This is a genomic window from Kaistella faecalis (assembly GCF_019195395.1).
Classification (GTDB): domain Bacteria; phylum Bacteroidota; class Bacteroidia; order Flavobacteriales; family Weeksellaceae; genus Kaistella; species Kaistella faecalis.
In genome coordinates this window covers 2,187,781-2,203,253 of record NZ_CP078067.1, presented here as the reverse complement: position 1 = coordinate 2,203,253, position 15,473 = coordinate 2,187,781, and the positions used below count along the sequence as shown (strand labels likewise).

Annotated in this window: 14 protein-coding genes; 8 read left to right on the top strand and 6 right to left on the bottom strand. The window is 39.8% G+C overall.

Annotated elements, in window-relative coordinates:
• Positions 1–90: 90 nt before the first annotated feature.
• From KTV93_RS10395 to ahcY, 3 genes are all read left to right on the top strand, one after another.
• Positions 91–369 carry a hypothetical protein gene (locus KTV93_RS10395; protein WP_218248890.1) on the top strand — a complete coding sequence of 93 codons (279 nt, stop codon included), beginning with the start codon at positions 91–93 and terminating at the stop codon, positions 367–369.
• Between the two features lie 142 nt (positions 370–511).
• Positions 512–1,207 (top strand): DUF1826 domain-containing protein, encoded by a 696-nt coding sequence (locus tag KTV93_RS10390; protein ID WP_218248889.1) that lies wholly within the window; start codon positions 512–514, stop codon positions 1,205–1,207.
• Positions 1,208–1,300: 93 nt separating this feature from the next.
• Positions 1,301–2,614, top strand: a complete 1,314-nt coding sequence (ahcY, locus tag KTV93_RS10385; RefSeq protein WP_218248887.1) for an adenosylhomocysteinase — start codon at positions 1,301–1,303, stop codon at positions 2,612–2,614.
• A 55-nt stretch (positions 2,615–2,669) separates the two neighbouring features.
• On the opposite strand, the gene KTV93_RS10380 is transcribed toward ahcY, so the two are convergent.
• Entirely contained in the window at positions 2,670–4,394 is a 1,725-nt protein-coding gene (locus tag KTV93_RS10380) for a tetratricopeptide repeat protein (protein WP_218248886.1), read from the bottom strand.
• A gap of 200 nt (positions 4,395–4,594) precedes the next feature.
• Here KTV93_RS10380 and KTV93_RS10375 point away from each other — a divergent pair, with 200 nt between their 5' ends.
• From KTV93_RS10375 to KTV93_RS10360, 4 genes are all read left to right on the top strand, one after another.
• Positions 4,595–5,404 carry a hypothetical protein gene (locus KTV93_RS10375; RefSeq protein ID WP_218248885.1) on the top strand — a complete coding sequence of 270 codons (810 nt, stop codon included), beginning with the start codon at positions 4,595–4,597 and terminating at the stop codon, positions 5,402–5,404.
• 9 nt (positions 5,405–5,413) lie between these two features.
• Entirely contained in the window at positions 5,414–6,247 is an 834-nt protein-coding gene (locus KTV93_RS10370) for a hypothetical protein (RefSeq protein ID WP_218248884.1), read from the top strand.
• Between the two features lie 2 nt (positions 6,248–6,249).
• Positions 6,250–7,056 (top strand): hypothetical protein, encoded by an 807-nt coding sequence (locus tag KTV93_RS10365; RefSeq protein ID WP_218248883.1) that lies wholly within the window; start codon positions 6,250–6,252, stop codon positions 7,054–7,056.
• A 346-nt stretch (positions 7,057–7,402) separates the two neighbouring features.
• Positions 7,403–8,062: a GDSL-type esterase/lipase family protein gene (locus KTV93_RS10360; protein WP_218248882.1), complete on the top strand. Its 660-nt coding sequence runs from the start codon at positions 7,403–7,405 to the stop codon at positions 8,060–8,062.
• A gap of 41 nt (positions 8,063–8,103) precedes the next feature.
• Here KTV93_RS10360 and KTV93_RS10355 read toward each other — a convergent pair whose 3' ends face one another.
• The gene (locus KTV93_RS10355; RefSeq protein WP_218248881.1) at positions 8,104–9,456 is read right to left on the bottom strand and encodes a DEAD/DEAH box helicase; all 1,353 of its coding nucleotides are present in this window, start codon (positions 9,454–9,456) and stop codon (positions 8,104–8,106) included.
• 51 nt (positions 9,457–9,507) lie between these two features.
• Between KTV93_RS10355 and KTV93_RS10350 the strand changes: the two genes are divergently transcribed.
• Positions 9,508–10,152: a hypothetical protein gene (locus KTV93_RS10350; RefSeq protein WP_218248879.1), complete on the top strand. Its 645-nt coding sequence runs from the start codon at positions 9,508–9,510 to the stop codon at positions 10,150–10,152.
• 34 nt (positions 10,153–10,186) lie between these two features.
• On the opposite strand, the gene guaA is transcribed toward KTV93_RS10350, so the two are convergent.
• From guaA to purN, 4 genes are all read right to left on the bottom strand, one after another.
• Positions 10,187–11,716: a glutamine-hydrolyzing GMP synthase gene (gene guaA, locus KTV93_RS10345; RefSeq protein WP_218248878.1), complete on the bottom strand. Its 1,530-nt coding sequence runs from the start codon at positions 11,714–11,716 to the stop codon at positions 10,187–10,189.
• Positions 11,717–11,961: 245 nt separating this feature from the next.
• Positions 11,962–13,200: a phosphoribosylamine--glycine ligase gene (gene purD / locus KTV93_RS10340; RefSeq protein ID WP_218248877.1), complete on the bottom strand. Its 1,239-nt coding sequence runs from the start codon at positions 13,198–13,200 to the stop codon at positions 11,962–11,964.
• 134 nt (positions 13,201–13,334) lie between these two features.
• On the bottom strand, positions 13,335–14,852 hold the full coding sequence (gene purH / locus KTV93_RS10335; RefSeq protein ID WP_218248876.1) for a bifunctional phosphoribosylaminoimidazolecarboxamide formyltransferase/IMP cyclohydrolase: 1,518 nt from the start codon (positions 14,850–14,852) through the stop codon (positions 13,335–13,337).
• Between the two features lie 40 nt (positions 14,853–14,892).
• Positions 14,893–15,459, bottom strand: coding sequence for a phosphoribosylglycinamide formyltransferase (gene purN, locus KTV93_RS10330; protein WP_218248875.1), 567 nt, complete (start codon positions 15,457–15,459; stop codon positions 14,893–14,895).
• Positions 15,460–15,473 lie beyond the last annotated feature (14 nt).

Here is a 15,473-nt window from a genome sequence, read left to right as displayed (position 1 = left end):
ATCATACACAATAAAAAAATCGGGTAAAAAAGGCAGATTTTATTTCGGCGTTGGCAAGAACTTTGTGTAGTATTTCTCAAATTACAAAATATGAACACACTAAAAATTGCTTTAGGCATCGCAGCCACAGCCGCAGGAGCATATGCCCTGAATAGGGTAAGAAAAAGACAATCGCAAAACCAGTTTTCCGCATCAAACGGAACTTCCGGTAATTCAGAAGAAGATCAGGAAAAAGAAACTCTGAAACCCCAGAATCACTTTATAACCGATCCTATAACTGCTACAAAGCACAGTGATAATTTTACTCCCAATTATCAGGCTGCTGCTAAAAACGTTCAGTTTCACCAGAGAGGGGTCAGACACAGATAAAGATCAGGTAAAAGTTTCAGTTCTTCCAAAAGTAAGGCTGAAAACTTCGAGTTATAAAATAGCGACGGTAATGGTCGCTATTTTTTTATGACTGCCACTATCCTTTGGTTTATTGTAATTTTGCCGCACAAACCTTTATGCAATGAGCGAATTCGGCGACCACAGTAATATTAAAGTATGTTCAACTTTCGGAGAAATTGCAAATACCAACTTTCACGGAAGTAAAAATGCTTTTTGCTGGGAGCGGACTCTAGACGGAGACTTTTCTGAAATTGTAAGCAAACTGTGCCTTCATGAAGACATTACCCAAGTTTCAGAAGAAGATCTTCAACAACTGGAATTAACGGAAAAAGGAAGTCTGGCAAGAAAGATTATCCTGAATGATTTAAAACTGCTTACCGATTGCGGAGCCCAGCCTTCACTTAATCTTCTGAAATGTTACGAACGTGATGACGAGTTCAGTTTTATTTCAACCGACGTATATTCTTATCATGTTGACCGCTCCCCCATTGCGGCTGATACTTTTTTGTGCACGTATCATGGTGCCTCAAGCGACATCTTGCCCAATGAGGATGCCATACAGAAAATCATGATTCCCGAAATCAGGGAAAAACTCAGAGAGCTACACGATGGTCATGAAGATTCCTTTGAAACCTTTCTGACAGAAAACTTCTTTGATCTTCACTATCAGGCAAAGCCGGATGCTAACCCCATCAGTTTAGGAAACGGGCATCTCTGGAGGCTGGCGGTAGACCATCCATTTCAGGAGGTTTTGCCATGTATTCACAGGGCTCCTGTCGAAAACAATCACGAATATCGTCTACTTCTGATCAGTTGAGAAGTTTCAGAAAATTACCACTTTACTTAGCCAGAAACCAATTTGACAGTCAAAAGAAAATTGCGTAATTTTGCAAAAATTTTTTCAATTAAAATGGAAACAACTACACAATACGTGCCTTACAAGGTAAAGGACATTTCCCTTGCAGAATGGGGCAGAAAAGAAATTAAATTAGCGGAAGCAGAAATGCCTGGTTTAATGGCCATCCGTGAAGAATACGGACCGTCTCAACCTTTAAAAGGCGCAAGAATTGCGGGTTGTCTTCACATGACGATTCAAACTGCCGTTCTTATCGAGACTTTAGTAGCGCTGGGAGCTGATGTTACCTGGTCTTCATGTAATATATTCTCGACTCAGGATCACGCTGCCGCAGCGATTGCCGCTGCAGGAATCCCGGTTTACGCATGGAAAGGAATGAATGAAGAAGAATTTGAGTGGTGTATCGAGCAAACCGTATTTTTCGGTGAAGACAGAAAGCCTCTGAACCTCATCCTGGACGACGGTGGAGATTTAACCAATCTTGTTTTCGATAAATATCCTGAATTGACAAAAGACATCAAAGGACTTTCAGAAGAAACTACTACAGGGGTTCACAGATTGTACGAAAGAATGGCGAACGGAACTTTAGTGATGCCGGCCATCAACGTAAACGATTCGGTAACCAAATCTAAATTCGATAACAAATATGGATGTAGAGAATCTGCGGTAGACGCGATTAGAAGAGCAACAGATATTATGCTTGCTGGTAAAAGAGTGGTTGTTTGTGGTTACGGAGATGTTGGCAAAGGAACTGCAGCTTCTTTCAGAGGTGCCGGTTCTATCGTTACCGTTACTGAAATCGACCCAATCTGTGCGCTTCAGGCTTCTATGGAAGGTTTTGAGGTGAAAAAACTTGAAAGCGTGGTAGATAATGCAGACATTATCATCACGACTACAGGAAACTTCAACATCGTTCGTGCTGAACATTTCGCGAAGATGAAAGATAAAACCATCGTTTGTAACATCGGTCACTTCGACAACGAAATCGATATGGCATGGTTGAACGAAACCTATGGTTCTACAAAATATGAAGTGAAACCTCAGGTTGATGTTTATAATATCGAAGGCAGAGAAATCATTATTCTTGCAGAAGGCCGTTTGGTGAATCTGGGTTGCGCAACCGGTCACCCAAGTTTTGTGATGAGTAACTCATTCAGTAACCAGACTTTGGCTCAAATTGAACTTTGGACTAATGCTTCAGCTTACGGCAATGAGGTATATACATTACCGAAACATCTGGATGAAAAAGTAGCAGCTTTACACCTGAAAAAATTAGGTGTTGAACTTGAAACACTTTCGCCTGAGCAGGCTAAATATATCGGTGTAACAGTTGAAGGACCATTCAAACCGGAATACTACAGATACTAATTAGCAATTAGCAAAAATAAAAACGCTTTGGAGTTTCCAAAGCGTTTTTATTTTTTTAGGATTCTGAAAAAACAATACTGAAAAGCTGGTCATACTTATCCCCAAGCTTTCTTTTCAGCCGCTGTCGCGATTTCTTCACTGCATCCTGAGTGATCCCAAGAAGCGACGCAATTTCCGACGAGCTAAAGCCCATTTTCTGCAGCAGAATAATCCTCAAATTTGCTGGCGTTACTTCGGGAAATTCGGTTTTCAGGGTTTGATAAAAATCGGGATACTCCTTCTGGAATTCTCTCCTGAACATTTGCCAGTTTTGTTCGGTCATCAGGTGTGACTCAAGTATTTCATGAAGCTTACCATGTTCTTCCTCAAGATGCAATAATCCCGAGTTTCTCATTTCCTCAATTTCACTGGTCAACTGCTGGATGTGAAAATTTTTCTTTTTCAGGTATTCGACCTGTGAGCGCAGGGTCTGTTGGGCACGTTCAAGCTTTTCTTCATACAGGACTTTTTCCTGTTCATGTGCGCCGATTCTGGCCTCAAAGATGGTTTGGCGTCTACCCTCCCTTTTTTTACTGTAAAAGAAATTGAAGAGGAGTAAGAACAGTCCAATTCCGGCTATTGCCAAAGCAATTTTCGTGATCAGCGATTCTCTTTTTAACTCTGCATCAGCTTTCTCGATTTGATAGCGGTATCTGGTTTTCTGCGCCATAAGTTTTGCCTGACTTAAGGCAAGATCTCCGTCTTTATATTTCAGAGAATCCTCCAGTATTTTCATTTTCCGCCGGGCTGCTAACTCTTCTACGGGTCTGTTCTGCTGAACGTAAATCTCAAGTTTAAGTTTAATGATTTCCAGTTCTGTATTTTGAAAATAGTGCTTTGTTTTAGCAATTACTTCGGCTTTTAACGCGGCCTCTTCCGCTTCTTTCAACATATTGTTCTTTAGCAGCATTCTGGTCAAAACAGTATATGCAAACATGGTATTCTGATCTGCACCTAACTTTTCGGAAATACTGATATCTCTCTGCAACAAATGAATAGCCGCTTTTAAATTTCCCCTGATTTCCTGGATCCGACCGAGATTCCCCAAAGTTTTAGCGTAGCGGATGTCGTCTTTAATATCTTTCGCTATAACAGATGCTTTGCTAAAATAACTTTCAGCATTGGTATAATCGTGTGAAGCCAAGTAATACAGACCGATATTATCGAGAAATTCGGCATAGTCGGAAGTATTGTTTTCTGTAAAATCCAAAGCCTTTTTGAGGTAAGAAATGGCTTCAGGGCTATCTCCAATAGTTCCCATGTAGTACCCTATTTTCTTGAAAGAATTACCCGGAAAGAGCATTTTTTCAGGGTTTATTTTTTCAATCTGGGAAGATGCATCCATAAATACGGGCAATGCACCCGTCATATCACGGTATTTGTAAAGATAATCGCCATAGCAAAGCTCAGCCCAAATCATTATGGCGGGATCTTTAAGTTTTTTTGCTTTTTTAATGGAAGCTTTAAAATGACGGTCTCCGGCTTTATTTAATCCATCGAATATATTGCTGTAACCCTTTCCTAATAGTGCATGGTATAATACGTGATCGATGTCGGCCTTGCTCATGGCAAGCTCAGTAAGCTTTTGTTTCAAAACCACAGTATCGCGACTTAAACTGGCGTTGTTTGAAATGATCTGCCAATGCTTGATTTCGTTTTCTAACGGATGTGAACTCACCGCCTGCGCAAAATGAAATCTACTTAGAAATAAGAGAAAAAAGAGAAAATAAAATTTTTTCATTCAGCGGGTATCGGGTGAGAAAGTTTAATAAGTTTTAAAATGTCAAAAAATGCTAATAACTGACGTATTTATTATCGCATAAATTTATTAAAAAAAAGCAACTTTTAAATACTTATCAAACTTTGAATCACAAAAAGGGGTGTTTTCACTGTAATTATTTGTAATAATTTTAATAGATTTGCATTAACACAAAACACAACATGATGAAATTAAATTTAGTGCCAGGGTTCCTGGTCGCTTATGCATTCTGCTATGCGCAGATTGGCATAGGCCCAAACGTCACCACTTTCGATGATTCGGAAGTCTTAAAGATTGTTTCTGCCAATAAAGGCGTACTCCTTCCCAACATTTCTATCCCCAATCTAAGCAACGCGGCTCCTGTTATAAATCCCGCTAATTCGCTTTTGGTGTACAATACGAACACCACGACCGGAAAGGGTTTTTACTTTTGGAGCAATAATAAATGGAATCCGTCTCTGGATACGGCCAACATTTATAAATACTTGGGTGTAGTCCGCTCGGAATCCGCTGTTTCAAGCGGAGGAGTCACAGACAGTACACCGGTAACCGGAGTATCCTACACCATGGGCGAGTCAGCCTCTGTACATGATTTTCAACTTATTCCCGGTCTTTCAAAAACAATATCAGTCTATTCACCCCAGAATACAGTTTCGGTTTCAGGAAGTGGTATTGTACAGGTAAATTCTGCAGCGTCAGAAAACACTTTTATTTCTTATTCCATTGCGCTTTTTGTTGATTCGCAATTGGCTGGAGTTCGGAATTTTCTTCTTAACGGCAACGAAAACTGTCTGTATAACGATTTCAATGTCTACTTTAACATTAACAATGTAAGTGTCGGCAATCATCTGATAGAGCTGAGAGAAACCTTACGGGTTACAGAAGTTGCTACGCAAAGTATCGCATTTGGATCCAAACATACAGCATGCAGCAACTTGAGTCCCCTGATGGACAAATCGATCATGACCGTACAAACTTCCGAAAAACCCTAAAACACTTCGATGAAAAATTTATACTTATTTATGCTGATGATGATAACCAGCATGCTTACTGCACAGGTGGGAATCAATACAAGAACTCCGCATCCGTCGGCCAGTTTAGACATTCGTTCCAGTAACAAAGGAGTTTCTTTTCCTAAAGTATTTTTACAGGGGCGAAACGATATTTCAACAGTACCCAATCCCAAAGAATCACTCATTATCTATAATACTAACGGTTCTGTGGGTGGAAAAGAGGGATTTTACTATTGGGACGGCACAAAATGGGAATATCTATTCACCGACATGAATCAGGAAAACCTGATGAATCAGATGAAATACTATTCTTCCAACTCTTCTACAGCATTTACATTTACCAGAAACTCACCCAATCAGTTTTTAGGTTATTCGGCTCATACCTCCGGTGAAACATTAAACACATCACAGTGGACCGTAATTCCAGCACTTACAAAATCGATCGTCATTGACAGACCACAGAATGATTTATTGCTTAACATCAATGGAATGTACCAGGCAAATAACGGTGCAGCGAACAATACTGGCGGCATTACCTCAACAATTGGCTTTTTTGTTAATGATAAGCTTATTGATGTGAAGCCCCTTTACCTCGACTTTCAGTCCCCATGTTCATACAGACAGTTCATGATTTATGGAATTGCAAAAAATTTAAGTCAGGGAACTCATACCGTGAAATTTGCAATAAGAAATATTTCTGCTCCTAATATCAGCGGGCTTACCGTAACCTACGGCGGCCCGAACAGCTCCTGCAGCTCACTCTCGGGCTTTGAATCCGCAATGAGCAGTACCATTACGATTAATCAACCATATTCCTTTTAATTATGAAAACCTTAACTCTCATATTTACATTTTACCTGATTGGGTTGGTCCTGATAAATGCCCAGGTTCTTATTGCGACCAATACATCTGTCGCTAGCACACCGGATCCAAGTGCTGTACTGCACATCGCTGATGACAAAAGGGGTGTACTCTTTCCCGCAGTCGCGCTTACCAACAGCACGGATATTGTAACCGTCCCAACTCCCGTTCAGGGATTACTTGTTCAGAATACCACTACCAACAAACTCAATTTTTGGGATCAGGGTCAATGGAATCGGGCTTTCGAAATTGCTGACGGCTTAGCCATTATTAAACAAACCGAGAACACCTCAGGTAATTCCATAACAAGTACAACCATCAATAATTTCCCTGCCAGCGTACCACTATTTGCACTTAACAGCAATACAACAGGTTGGACCAATCTGAATGCAGGTGCAACCATAACCATAACCAAGGCATCGAACACAAACCTTATAATCACAGAAGGAATGGTACAGATCAATAATGACGTAAATACCAATCAGGAATTTCAGTTTGCCATTGGTGTTTTTGTGAACGGACAGTTAAAATTAGCAAGTAAATATACTGCCATTGGTAAGAATTATATTTGTAACTGGAGAAAATTTAATCTTGCAGGAGTATTCAACGATTTGCCGGTGGGCACCCACACTGTAACAATTTATGGCCGGAACTTGCCCCAACTGACAAGTGGATACAGCTCAATAACGTACGGTGGTAATGCCAGTAGCTGCTCAAATATCAACAATGACATGGCAAGAATCTTTGTAACCGCACAGGTAACTCAGTAAAAATAAAAGGAAATAAAAAAAACACGACCAATTAGAGACAAAAACCAAAAGTGCAAGTAGCTATATTACAAGCAATTAAAGCAACTTAATTCATTTGTCCCCCATTTGTCCCCCCTGTTTTTTTGCTTTAAAGCTTAGCAGTCATATATTTGCAGCCCTTAACAACGGAGCAACACTATCAAAAAAACAACTCCTAAACACAAAAGCTGGAAAGAAAATCCTGCTCCGAATGTAATACTCCTCAGGCGAACACCTGAGGAGTTTTCATTAATAATATTTTAAATTTGTTTTGAGGTTTTCTTTACTTTTGTTGTTTAGATTACTGAGTATCTTTCAAAAATATCCAATGAAAAAAATTCTTGCCTTCTTTCTCATACTTATTTTTTCTGCAATTACTGCTCAGGATAAACCCGCTTTCTGGGACGATGTGGAGCAGTTTAAAATCATGGACGCCCAAATACCTCCTCCACCAGAGGCAGTTTTAATGCTTGGAAGTTCGTCTTTTACGATGTGGAAAGATGTTAACGAATATTTTCCGGAACATGTCATTATTAATCGGGGCTTTGGAGGATCAGGACTGAACGATCTTAATTTTTATTCAAGTGAACTGCTAAAGCCATATTATCCCAAGCAAATTTTAATTTATTGTGGCGAAAATGATTTTGCGGCTAACGGAAATCTAAAACCACGGGAAGTTTTTAACCGATATAAACATTTTTATGCTGAGATTCGCAGGATCTTTCCCAAGGTTCCCGTTGCGTATGTCTCCATTAAACTATCGCCAAGCAGGGAAAATTTATGGCCGAAATTTACCGCCACCAATAGTCTGATTAAAAATTTCATGAACAGGAAGCAGAACGCTGAATACATCGACATTACGAAAGCCATGAACGGACCAGATGGAAAAGTCCGTAGAGATCTTTTTCTGCCGGACATGCTTCATATGAAGCCTGAAGGTTACCAAATCTGGCAAAAAGAAATGGCTCCTTATCTTAAGAAGCCATAAATCAAGGCGCGCAAATGATTTAAAATTTAAAAAACTGCGGTTTATTTTTTCTTTCTTGCTTTAGCTTTAGCTTTCTGCTGACCACGGTTTACACCTTTAGTCTTCGGAGGATTTCTTTTCGTTGGTCCGCCCCAGTTTTCTTTTTTGTTTTTGTCTTTCTTTTCATGAAAAGCACCTCCGCCTTCTTCCAGCTTTACGGTGTGAGCATTTTTCATGATAATCTCGTCTTTTTCTGACGCAATTTTTACAGGATTGATTTTTACTTCTGAAGGGAAATCTTTTATCGAAACAGCTTTGTCCATTAGGAGTTCAATATCAAGCAGCAGCGTTTCTTCTTTTTTGGTGATAAAGGAAACCGAAATTCCATTTTTGTCCGCTCGTCCGGTTCTACCAATTCTGTGAATATACTGCTCCGGAACTTCGGGAATTTCAAAATTAATAACGTGAGTAATATCTGAAATATCGAGTCCCCGCGCCATAATGTCGGTGGTAATTAAACCTCTTATTTCCTGTTTCTCAAAACTTCTCATCGCATTCAAACGGTAATTCTGGGATTTGTTAGAGTGAATCACATCAAATTCATCCGGAAAAAGTTCTTCGATTTTTGTAAAAAGATAATCCGCATTCTTTTTATTGTTGCAGAACACCAAAACTTTGGAGAAGTCTTCTTCAGTTTTCAGTAAATGCGCTAAAAGATTTATTTTGGTGTTGAAGTTTTCAACTTTATATCCGAGCTGTTCAATTTTTTCAAGCGGAGTTCCCGATTTAGCAAGGGAAATTTCCATGGGATTTGCAAAATATTCGTCCAAAACAGCATCCACAGCTTCAGTCATGGTCGCTGAAAAAAGAATATTCTGTCTTTTCTCCCTCATCATCGTAAAGATATTTGCGAGCTGTGCCTTGAATCCAAGATTCAGCATTTCATCAAATTCATCGACGATAAGTTTCTGAACTTCCTTCAGAGATATTGCGTTATCGATCGCCAAATCCATGATTCTGCCGGGCGTTCCAATCAAAATATCGCAGCCGTCATCAAACATCAGTTTTTGCGTTTTGATGTTTACTCCACCATAAATTCCAATCACACGTGCGGTAATATTTTGGGTAAGGTTTTTAACGATTTCTGTCACCTGCACCACCAACTCGCGCGTAGGGACAAGAATGACTACCGTAGGATTTCCGTTTTTGTTGTATTTCCATGTTTTTAAAACAGGCAGCAGATAAGCCAGCGTTTTTCCGGTTCCCGTTTGCGCAATTCCCATTACATCACGGCCTGAAAGTATAGGTTTTAGGGATTTTTCCTGAATTGGTGTCGGTTCAAATAAATTTGAATCTGCCAGTACATCAAGAATTTTTTCCGGTAATTCGAAATCGGCAAAAGTGATTTTATCCATTTTGCAAAGATATGTTTTTTAGAGGATTAAATTATTTTGTAATTTGGATCGATGAAATGGCCTATATTTTTGCTCCCAATTTTTCTTTTTTCGTGTTCAGATAAAAAAGAAAACAACACCACCGTATTAACTCCAGAACACGGCAAAACTGAAATAACAGAAAAGCTTCCGGAGTATGAAAACGCGGCATTAAGTTCCTGGATTAGCTATTACAAAAATACCAATCCCGATTTCAGTGCTGAAAAATTCGCTGTTTCTAATACTTCCCCAATCACTTATTATCCAAGTAATGTAAAAGTGATGAATGAAGAAGGTTTTAATGAAATCTACAAGCCGTTTTTGGTTTTTAACGAAAGCAAAAACCAGTATCTGGATTTCGACAGTTACCAGTGGAATATGGCTGCAGATGGAAACGCAAGTTTTGAAGCAGACCAGGAAGTTGCTTTGGTCGACTATAAAAACAAAACAGCACAGCGCATCGCGTTTTTTGGCCCCTCGTTCACTGTTGAAGAAGCGTATTGGAAAGGAGATTCCGTCGCTGTACTTCTTGGAAATTCTTATGAGAAAGTTCCTTTTATGATGAAATTTAACTTCAGAAAAAAAATGGTGCAGCATCTGCAGTATCCGGATACTTTAAAATTCGACACACCTTATTCTAAAGTAAGATTTCAGAAATTCGGTATTAAAACGGAATAAAAAAAACGCACCTTTAAGATGCGTTTTTTAATTTCTATTCCCATTCGATGGTTGCGGGCGGTTTACTCGAAATATCATAAGCAACGCGGTTGATCCCGCGGACTTCATTAATGATTCTGTTCGATACATTTTCCAGAAACTCCCAAGGGAATTTACTGAAAGTAGCCGTCATAAAATCCGTAGTATTTGCAGAACGCACTACCGCCGTATACTCATAGGTTCTTTCATCACCCATAACGCCTACAGATTTTACCGGAAGTAAAACCACAAAAGCCTGTGAAACGGTTTCATACAGTTTATTCTTATAAAGTTCTTCGATGAAAATATCATCAGCTTCCTGCAAAATTCTTACTTTTTCTTCGTCAACTTCGCCCAGAATTCTGATCCCTAAACCAGGCCCGGGAAAAGGATGACGGTGTACCAAATGGTGCGGAATCCCAAGCTCCTCGCCTACCTTGCGAACCTCATCCTTGAATAGTTCTCTTAATGGTTCCAAAAGTTCGAAATCCATCTCTTCTGGGAGTCCGCCTACATTGTGATGGGATTTAATGACTGCAGAAGGTCCTTTTACAGACTGGCTTTCAATGACGTCAGGATAAATAGTTCCCTGTGCCAGGAATTTGGCACCTTCAATTTTATGTGATTCTTCATCGAAGACGGCAACAAACTCGTTTCCTATGGCTTTTCTTTTTTCTTCCGGATCAGCGATGCCTTTCAGTTTTGATAAAAATCTCTCGGAAGCATCGACCAGTTTAATTTTCAGATTAAAATGCTCACCGTAATTAACCATTACTTTTTCTGCCTCTTCTTTTCTCAAAAGGCCTGTATCAACAAAAATACACTGCAACTGATCGCCGATGGCTTTATGAATCAAAACAGCAGCTACCGAAGAATCTACGCCGCCGGAAAGTCCCAAAATTACTTTTTGGTCCCCTACTTTTTCTTTGATTTCAGCAACAGTTTTATCAATATAATTGGTGAGTTTCCAGTTTTTTGGAGCTTTACAGATGTTAAAAACAAAGTTGTCGATCATCCTTGACCCTTCTTCAGTATGCGAAACTTCCGGATGAAACTGCACACAATAGATTTTCTTCGGTTCGTTTGAAATAGCGGAAATAACATCGGTCATTCCATTAACACTGAAACCTTCAGGAACCGTTTCCACTTCATCAAAGTGACTCATCCAAACAGTAGAAAATCTGCTTACGCCTGAAAGAAGTGCATTCGATTTCTGGATTTGAAGTTTTGCTTTTCCGTATTCGCCTTTTTCACCTTTCTTCACTTTACCGCCCATCAAATGAGTGGTCAACTGCATGCCGTAACAGATTCCCAATACGGGAATTCCTTTTTCGAAAAGTGCTTTGTCTACTAAATGTGCGTTTTCAGCATTTACCGAACTTGGACCGCCTGATAAAATTATCCCTGAGGGATTACGAGACATAATCTCATATAAAGGAGTATCGAACGGAAGAACCTCGGAATAGACGCCGAGTTCTCGGATCCGTCTTGCAATGAGTTGGTTATATTGTGACCCAAAGTCGAGAATGATGATGCCGTTATTCATGTATGATTTTACTTTTTATTTTTTAATGACTGTTCTTTAAATTATAAGGAAAAGAACGTTTTATGAATGAATTTATTGTCTTTTTTGCCGGGTCTCCACTAGCCCCGATTGCAGAGAAAATCCTTTTATTTGGTTGCGGCGGCTCCGCCGCCGCAACCAAATAAAAGATTGTAACGGAAAGCGGGAAATAGCTCCAATAGCAACCCAACTAGAAAAAAAGCGTGAATATTCACGCTCTTTCTATATTAAAATTTACCGATATCGTCTCTGTAAGTTTCGTAATCGAAGCTGATGGTTTTGGCATCTTCGTAAACCAGCTTTCTTGCGTGGTCATAAGTGTCGGCTGTAGCCACCAAACTTAAAACCCGCCCGCCAGCAGTAATAATTCTGTCGCCGGTCTTTTTAGCGCCGGCGAAAAGAACCTGACTGTTTTTAACTTTATCCAGATTTCTGATCTCAAAACCTGTTTCTATTTTTCTTGGATATCCGCCGGAGCACATAACAAGACAAACAGCTTTTTCATTTTTGAATTTGAGCTCGACTTCTTTACCTTCTAAACAATCCGTAATGACATCAAAAAGTTTGTTTTCCATAAGTGGCAGAATCACCTGTGTTTCGGGATCGCCCATTCTCATGTTATATTCCAGAAGGAAAGTCCCGTCCGCAGTCACCATCAATCCAAAGAAAATAAATCCTTTGAAATGAATATTTGCTGCACTGAAACCCGCCAAAGTAGGCTCAAGGATATTTTTTTCGAAATCATTATAATGTTCTGCAGTAAATTCAGGGCTAGGAGCTACACTTCCCATTCCTCCGGTGTTTGGACCTGTGTCGCCATTTCCGGCTTTTTTGTAATCCTTTACCGGAATACAAGGGAATAATTTTGTACCGTTTGAAAATGCAATGATTGATGCTTCAAAACCTTTCAGATACTCTTCGATCACCAACTGAATTCCGGCGTCCCCGTAAACCCTGTCGATCATAAATTTATGAATGGTAGATTCTGCTTCTGCAAGATTCTCGGCAATCACAACACCTTTTCCGCCTGCAAGTCCACTTGCTTTAATTACGATAGGGAATTTCTGGTTTCTCACATATTCAACTGCATCGTGATAAGCATCAAAAACAACTGCTTTGGCAGTTTTAATGTTATTGGTCTGCATGAATTTTTTAGAAAAAGCTTTACTTCCTTCCAGTTCTGCAGCTCTTTTACCGGGGCCAAAGATTTTCAGGTCATGTTTCTTAAATTCATCGACAATTCCTTCTACCAAAGGAGCCTCCGGACCAACAACCGTAAGATCAATTCTCTCTTTGATTGCAAAATCCCTTAATCCTTCCACACTGTCTTCATACACATTTTGGCCCAACTGGCCTGTCGTTACAGTGCCTTTTGCAAAGTACAGTTTAGAGATTCTGCTGTCGTCTTTCAGCTTTAGAGCGAGCGCAGATTCACGGGCTCCATTTCCTACGATTAATATTTTCATAAAAGTTTATTTAATGTTTGTATTCTCAAAATTACTAATTTGATGATGAATTTCAAATGTGCAGCGAGAAAAGTTTCTTAATTAACAGTTAAATCCGTATCCCAATTCAGCAACTAAGATGGACCTGGAATTGCTTAATGCAAAAAGTGGCGCATTCCTGTAAACATCATCGGAATTCCATGCTCATTCGCTGCTTCAATGCTTTCTTCATCCCTCATACTGCCGCCTGGCTGGATGATGGCTTTGATTCCTTCTTTAGCGCAGAAATCTACTACATCTCTAAACGGAAAAAACGCATCAGAAGCTAAAACCAGATCACCGGAGAATTTTTCCTTTGCTCTTTCTACTGCATGCTGCGTAGCCCAGATTCTGTTTACCTGTCCGCCGCCAATTCCCAATGCCTGAAATCCATTGGAAACCACAATCGCATTTGATTTAACGTATTTTACCACGCGCTGTGCAAATAAAAGTGCTTTTTCCTGTTCTGCTGAAGGTTTAAAAACGGTTACGGTTTCTATATTTTCAGAAAACTGATTATCGTTATCCTGAACCAGAATTCCTCCATCAATTTTCACCCAGGTTTGTCGGTCGGAAACCGGATTTTTAATTTTAATAATTCTGAGATTCTTTTTCTTTTTTAAAATTTCGAGCGCATCGTCATCAAAATCCGGAGCCATTACGATTTCAAGGAAAGTTTTATTGAGTTCCTCTGCGGTTGCAGCATCTACTTTAAAATTCATCCCAATAATCCCGCCAAAGATGGAAACCGGATCGCATGCAAAAGTTTTTGTGTAAGTTTCAAGTGCTGAGCTGCCCACCGCCACGCCGCACGGCGTAGAATGTTTCACGGCGCAACAGGCCATTTCGTCTTTGAATTCATTGACGACCTTCCAGCATAAATCCATATCGCGAAGGTTATTGAAGGAAAGTTCTTTGCCGCCGAGAATCTCAAAATCTTTCATCGCACCGTTTTCCGTTGTGGAAGCGTAATACGCCGCCGACTGGTGTGGATTTTCGCCGTATCTCAGGTCTGAAACTTTTTTATAGGATGCATTTAGATATTGCGGATAATCTTCATCGAGCAGCATTTTAGAAATGGCTCCGTCGTAAGCAGACGTAAGATTAAAAACTTTTCCGGCAAGTTTCTTACGGGTTTCTAAAGTCGTGTCGCCGTTCTCAGTAATTTCCTGCTGAACTTTTGCATAATCTTCAACTTCAGTAATCACGGTTACAGCATTGAAATTTTTAGCTCCGGATCTTAGCATCGAAGGTCCGCCAATATCGATAAATTCTACTTTTTCATTCAACGAAATATCAGCGTTGGCATTTTCGAAAAAAGGGTAAAGATTGACGATTACCATATCGATCAGGCCAATACCGTGTTCCTGAACAGTTTTCATGTGTTCTTCGCTGTTGCGGACCGCCAGAAGGCCGCCGTGAACTTTTGGATGAAGCGTCTTAACTCTTCCGTCCAACATTTCGGGGAATTCGGTAACTTCATCAATCTGAATCGGGTGCAAACCCGCATCTTTAAGATGTTTGAATGTTCCTCCGGTGGAAATCAGTTCATAGTTTTTTTCTTCTAAAAACTTTGCAAAATCGGTGAGTCCGGATTTATCGGAAACAGAGATCAGTGCTCTTTTTTTTGACATTTTCTTTCTTTTTACTTTTTATTAGATCTGTTATTTACCTTCAATAATCCTTTAAAACCATATTGATGGCTTCAGGGAAAATGCTGTATTCGACTTCATGGACTTTATCCGCCAAACTTTCTACTGTTTCATTGGGCGAAATTTCAAAAGATTTCTGCAGAATTATTTTTCCTTCGTCAATTCCTGACGTGACGAAATGAACCGTTGCGCCACTTTCTTTTTCACCGGTTTTTAAAACCGCTTCATGTACATGATGTCCCCACATTCCTTTGCCGCCGAATTTCGGAAGTAAAGCCGGATGGATATTGATGATTTTTCCCGGAAAACGCTCACAGAACTCTTTATTTAAAATTGATAAAAATCCTGCCAGAACGATGAGATCAGTGTTTTCGGGAAGAACATCAGTCAGCTTTTGGGAGAAATTTTTTCCCCGTTTTATGATAACATTCTTAATTCCATGTTTTTCTGCGCGCTGCAATCCGAAACATTCCCGGTCTGCAACGACTAACTTGATTTCAGCATTTGGAATTTCGGCGGTTCCAATGCAGTCTATAATTCTCTGCAGATTTGTTCCGCCTCCTGAAACCAAAACAACCATACTTTTCATGGGAATTCTGCAGC

Coding starts and splice junctions, on each gene's coding strand:
- KTV93_RS10395 (WP_218248890.1), top strand. CDS start 91: ATGAACACACTAAAAATTGCTTTAGGCATCGCAGCCACAGCCGCAGGA.
- KTV93_RS10390 (WP_218248889.1), top strand. CDS start 512: ATGAGCGAATTCGGCGACCACAGTAATATTAAAGTATGTTCAACTTTC.
- ahcY (WP_218248887.1), top strand. CDS start 1,301: ATGGAAACAACTACACAATACGTGCCTTACAAGGTAAAGGACATTTCC.
- KTV93_RS10380 (WP_218248886.1), bottom strand. CDS start 4,394: ATGAAAAAATTTTATTTTCTCTTTTTTCTCTTATTTCTAAGTAGATTT.
- KTV93_RS10375 (WP_218248885.1), top strand. CDS start 4,595: ATGATGAAATTAAATTTAGTGCCAGGGTTCCTGGTCGCTTATGCATTC.
- KTV93_RS10370 (WP_218248884.1), top strand. CDS start 5,414: ATGAAAAATTTATACTTATTTATGCTGATGATGATAACCAGCATGCTT.
- KTV93_RS10365 (WP_218248883.1), top strand. CDS start 6,250: ATGAAAACCTTAACTCTCATATTTACATTTTACCTGATTGGGTTGGTC.
- KTV93_RS10360 (WP_218248882.1), top strand. CDS start 7,403: ATGAAAAAAATTCTTGCCTTCTTTCTCATACTTATTTTTTCTGCAATT.
- KTV93_RS10355 (WP_218248881.1), bottom strand. CDS start 9,456: ATGGATAAAATCACTTTTGCCGATTTCGAATTACCGGAAAAAATTCTT.
- KTV93_RS10350 (WP_218248879.1), top strand. CDS start 9,508: ATGAAATGGCCTATATTTTTGCTCCCAATTTTTCTTTTTTCGTGTTCA.
- guaA (WP_218248878.1), bottom strand. CDS start 11,716: ATGAATAACGGCATCATCATTCTCGACTTTGGGTCACAATATAACCAA.
- purD (WP_218248877.1), bottom strand. CDS start 13,200: ATGAAAATATTAATCGTAGGAAATGGAGCCCGTGAATCTGCGCTCGCT.
- purH (WP_218248876.1), bottom strand. CDS start 14,852: ATGTCAAAAAAAAGAGCACTGATCTCTGTTTCCGATAAATCCGGACTC.
- purN (WP_218248875.1), bottom strand. CDS start 15,459: ATGAAAAGTATGGTTGTTTTGGTTTCAGGAGGCGGAACAAATCTGCAG.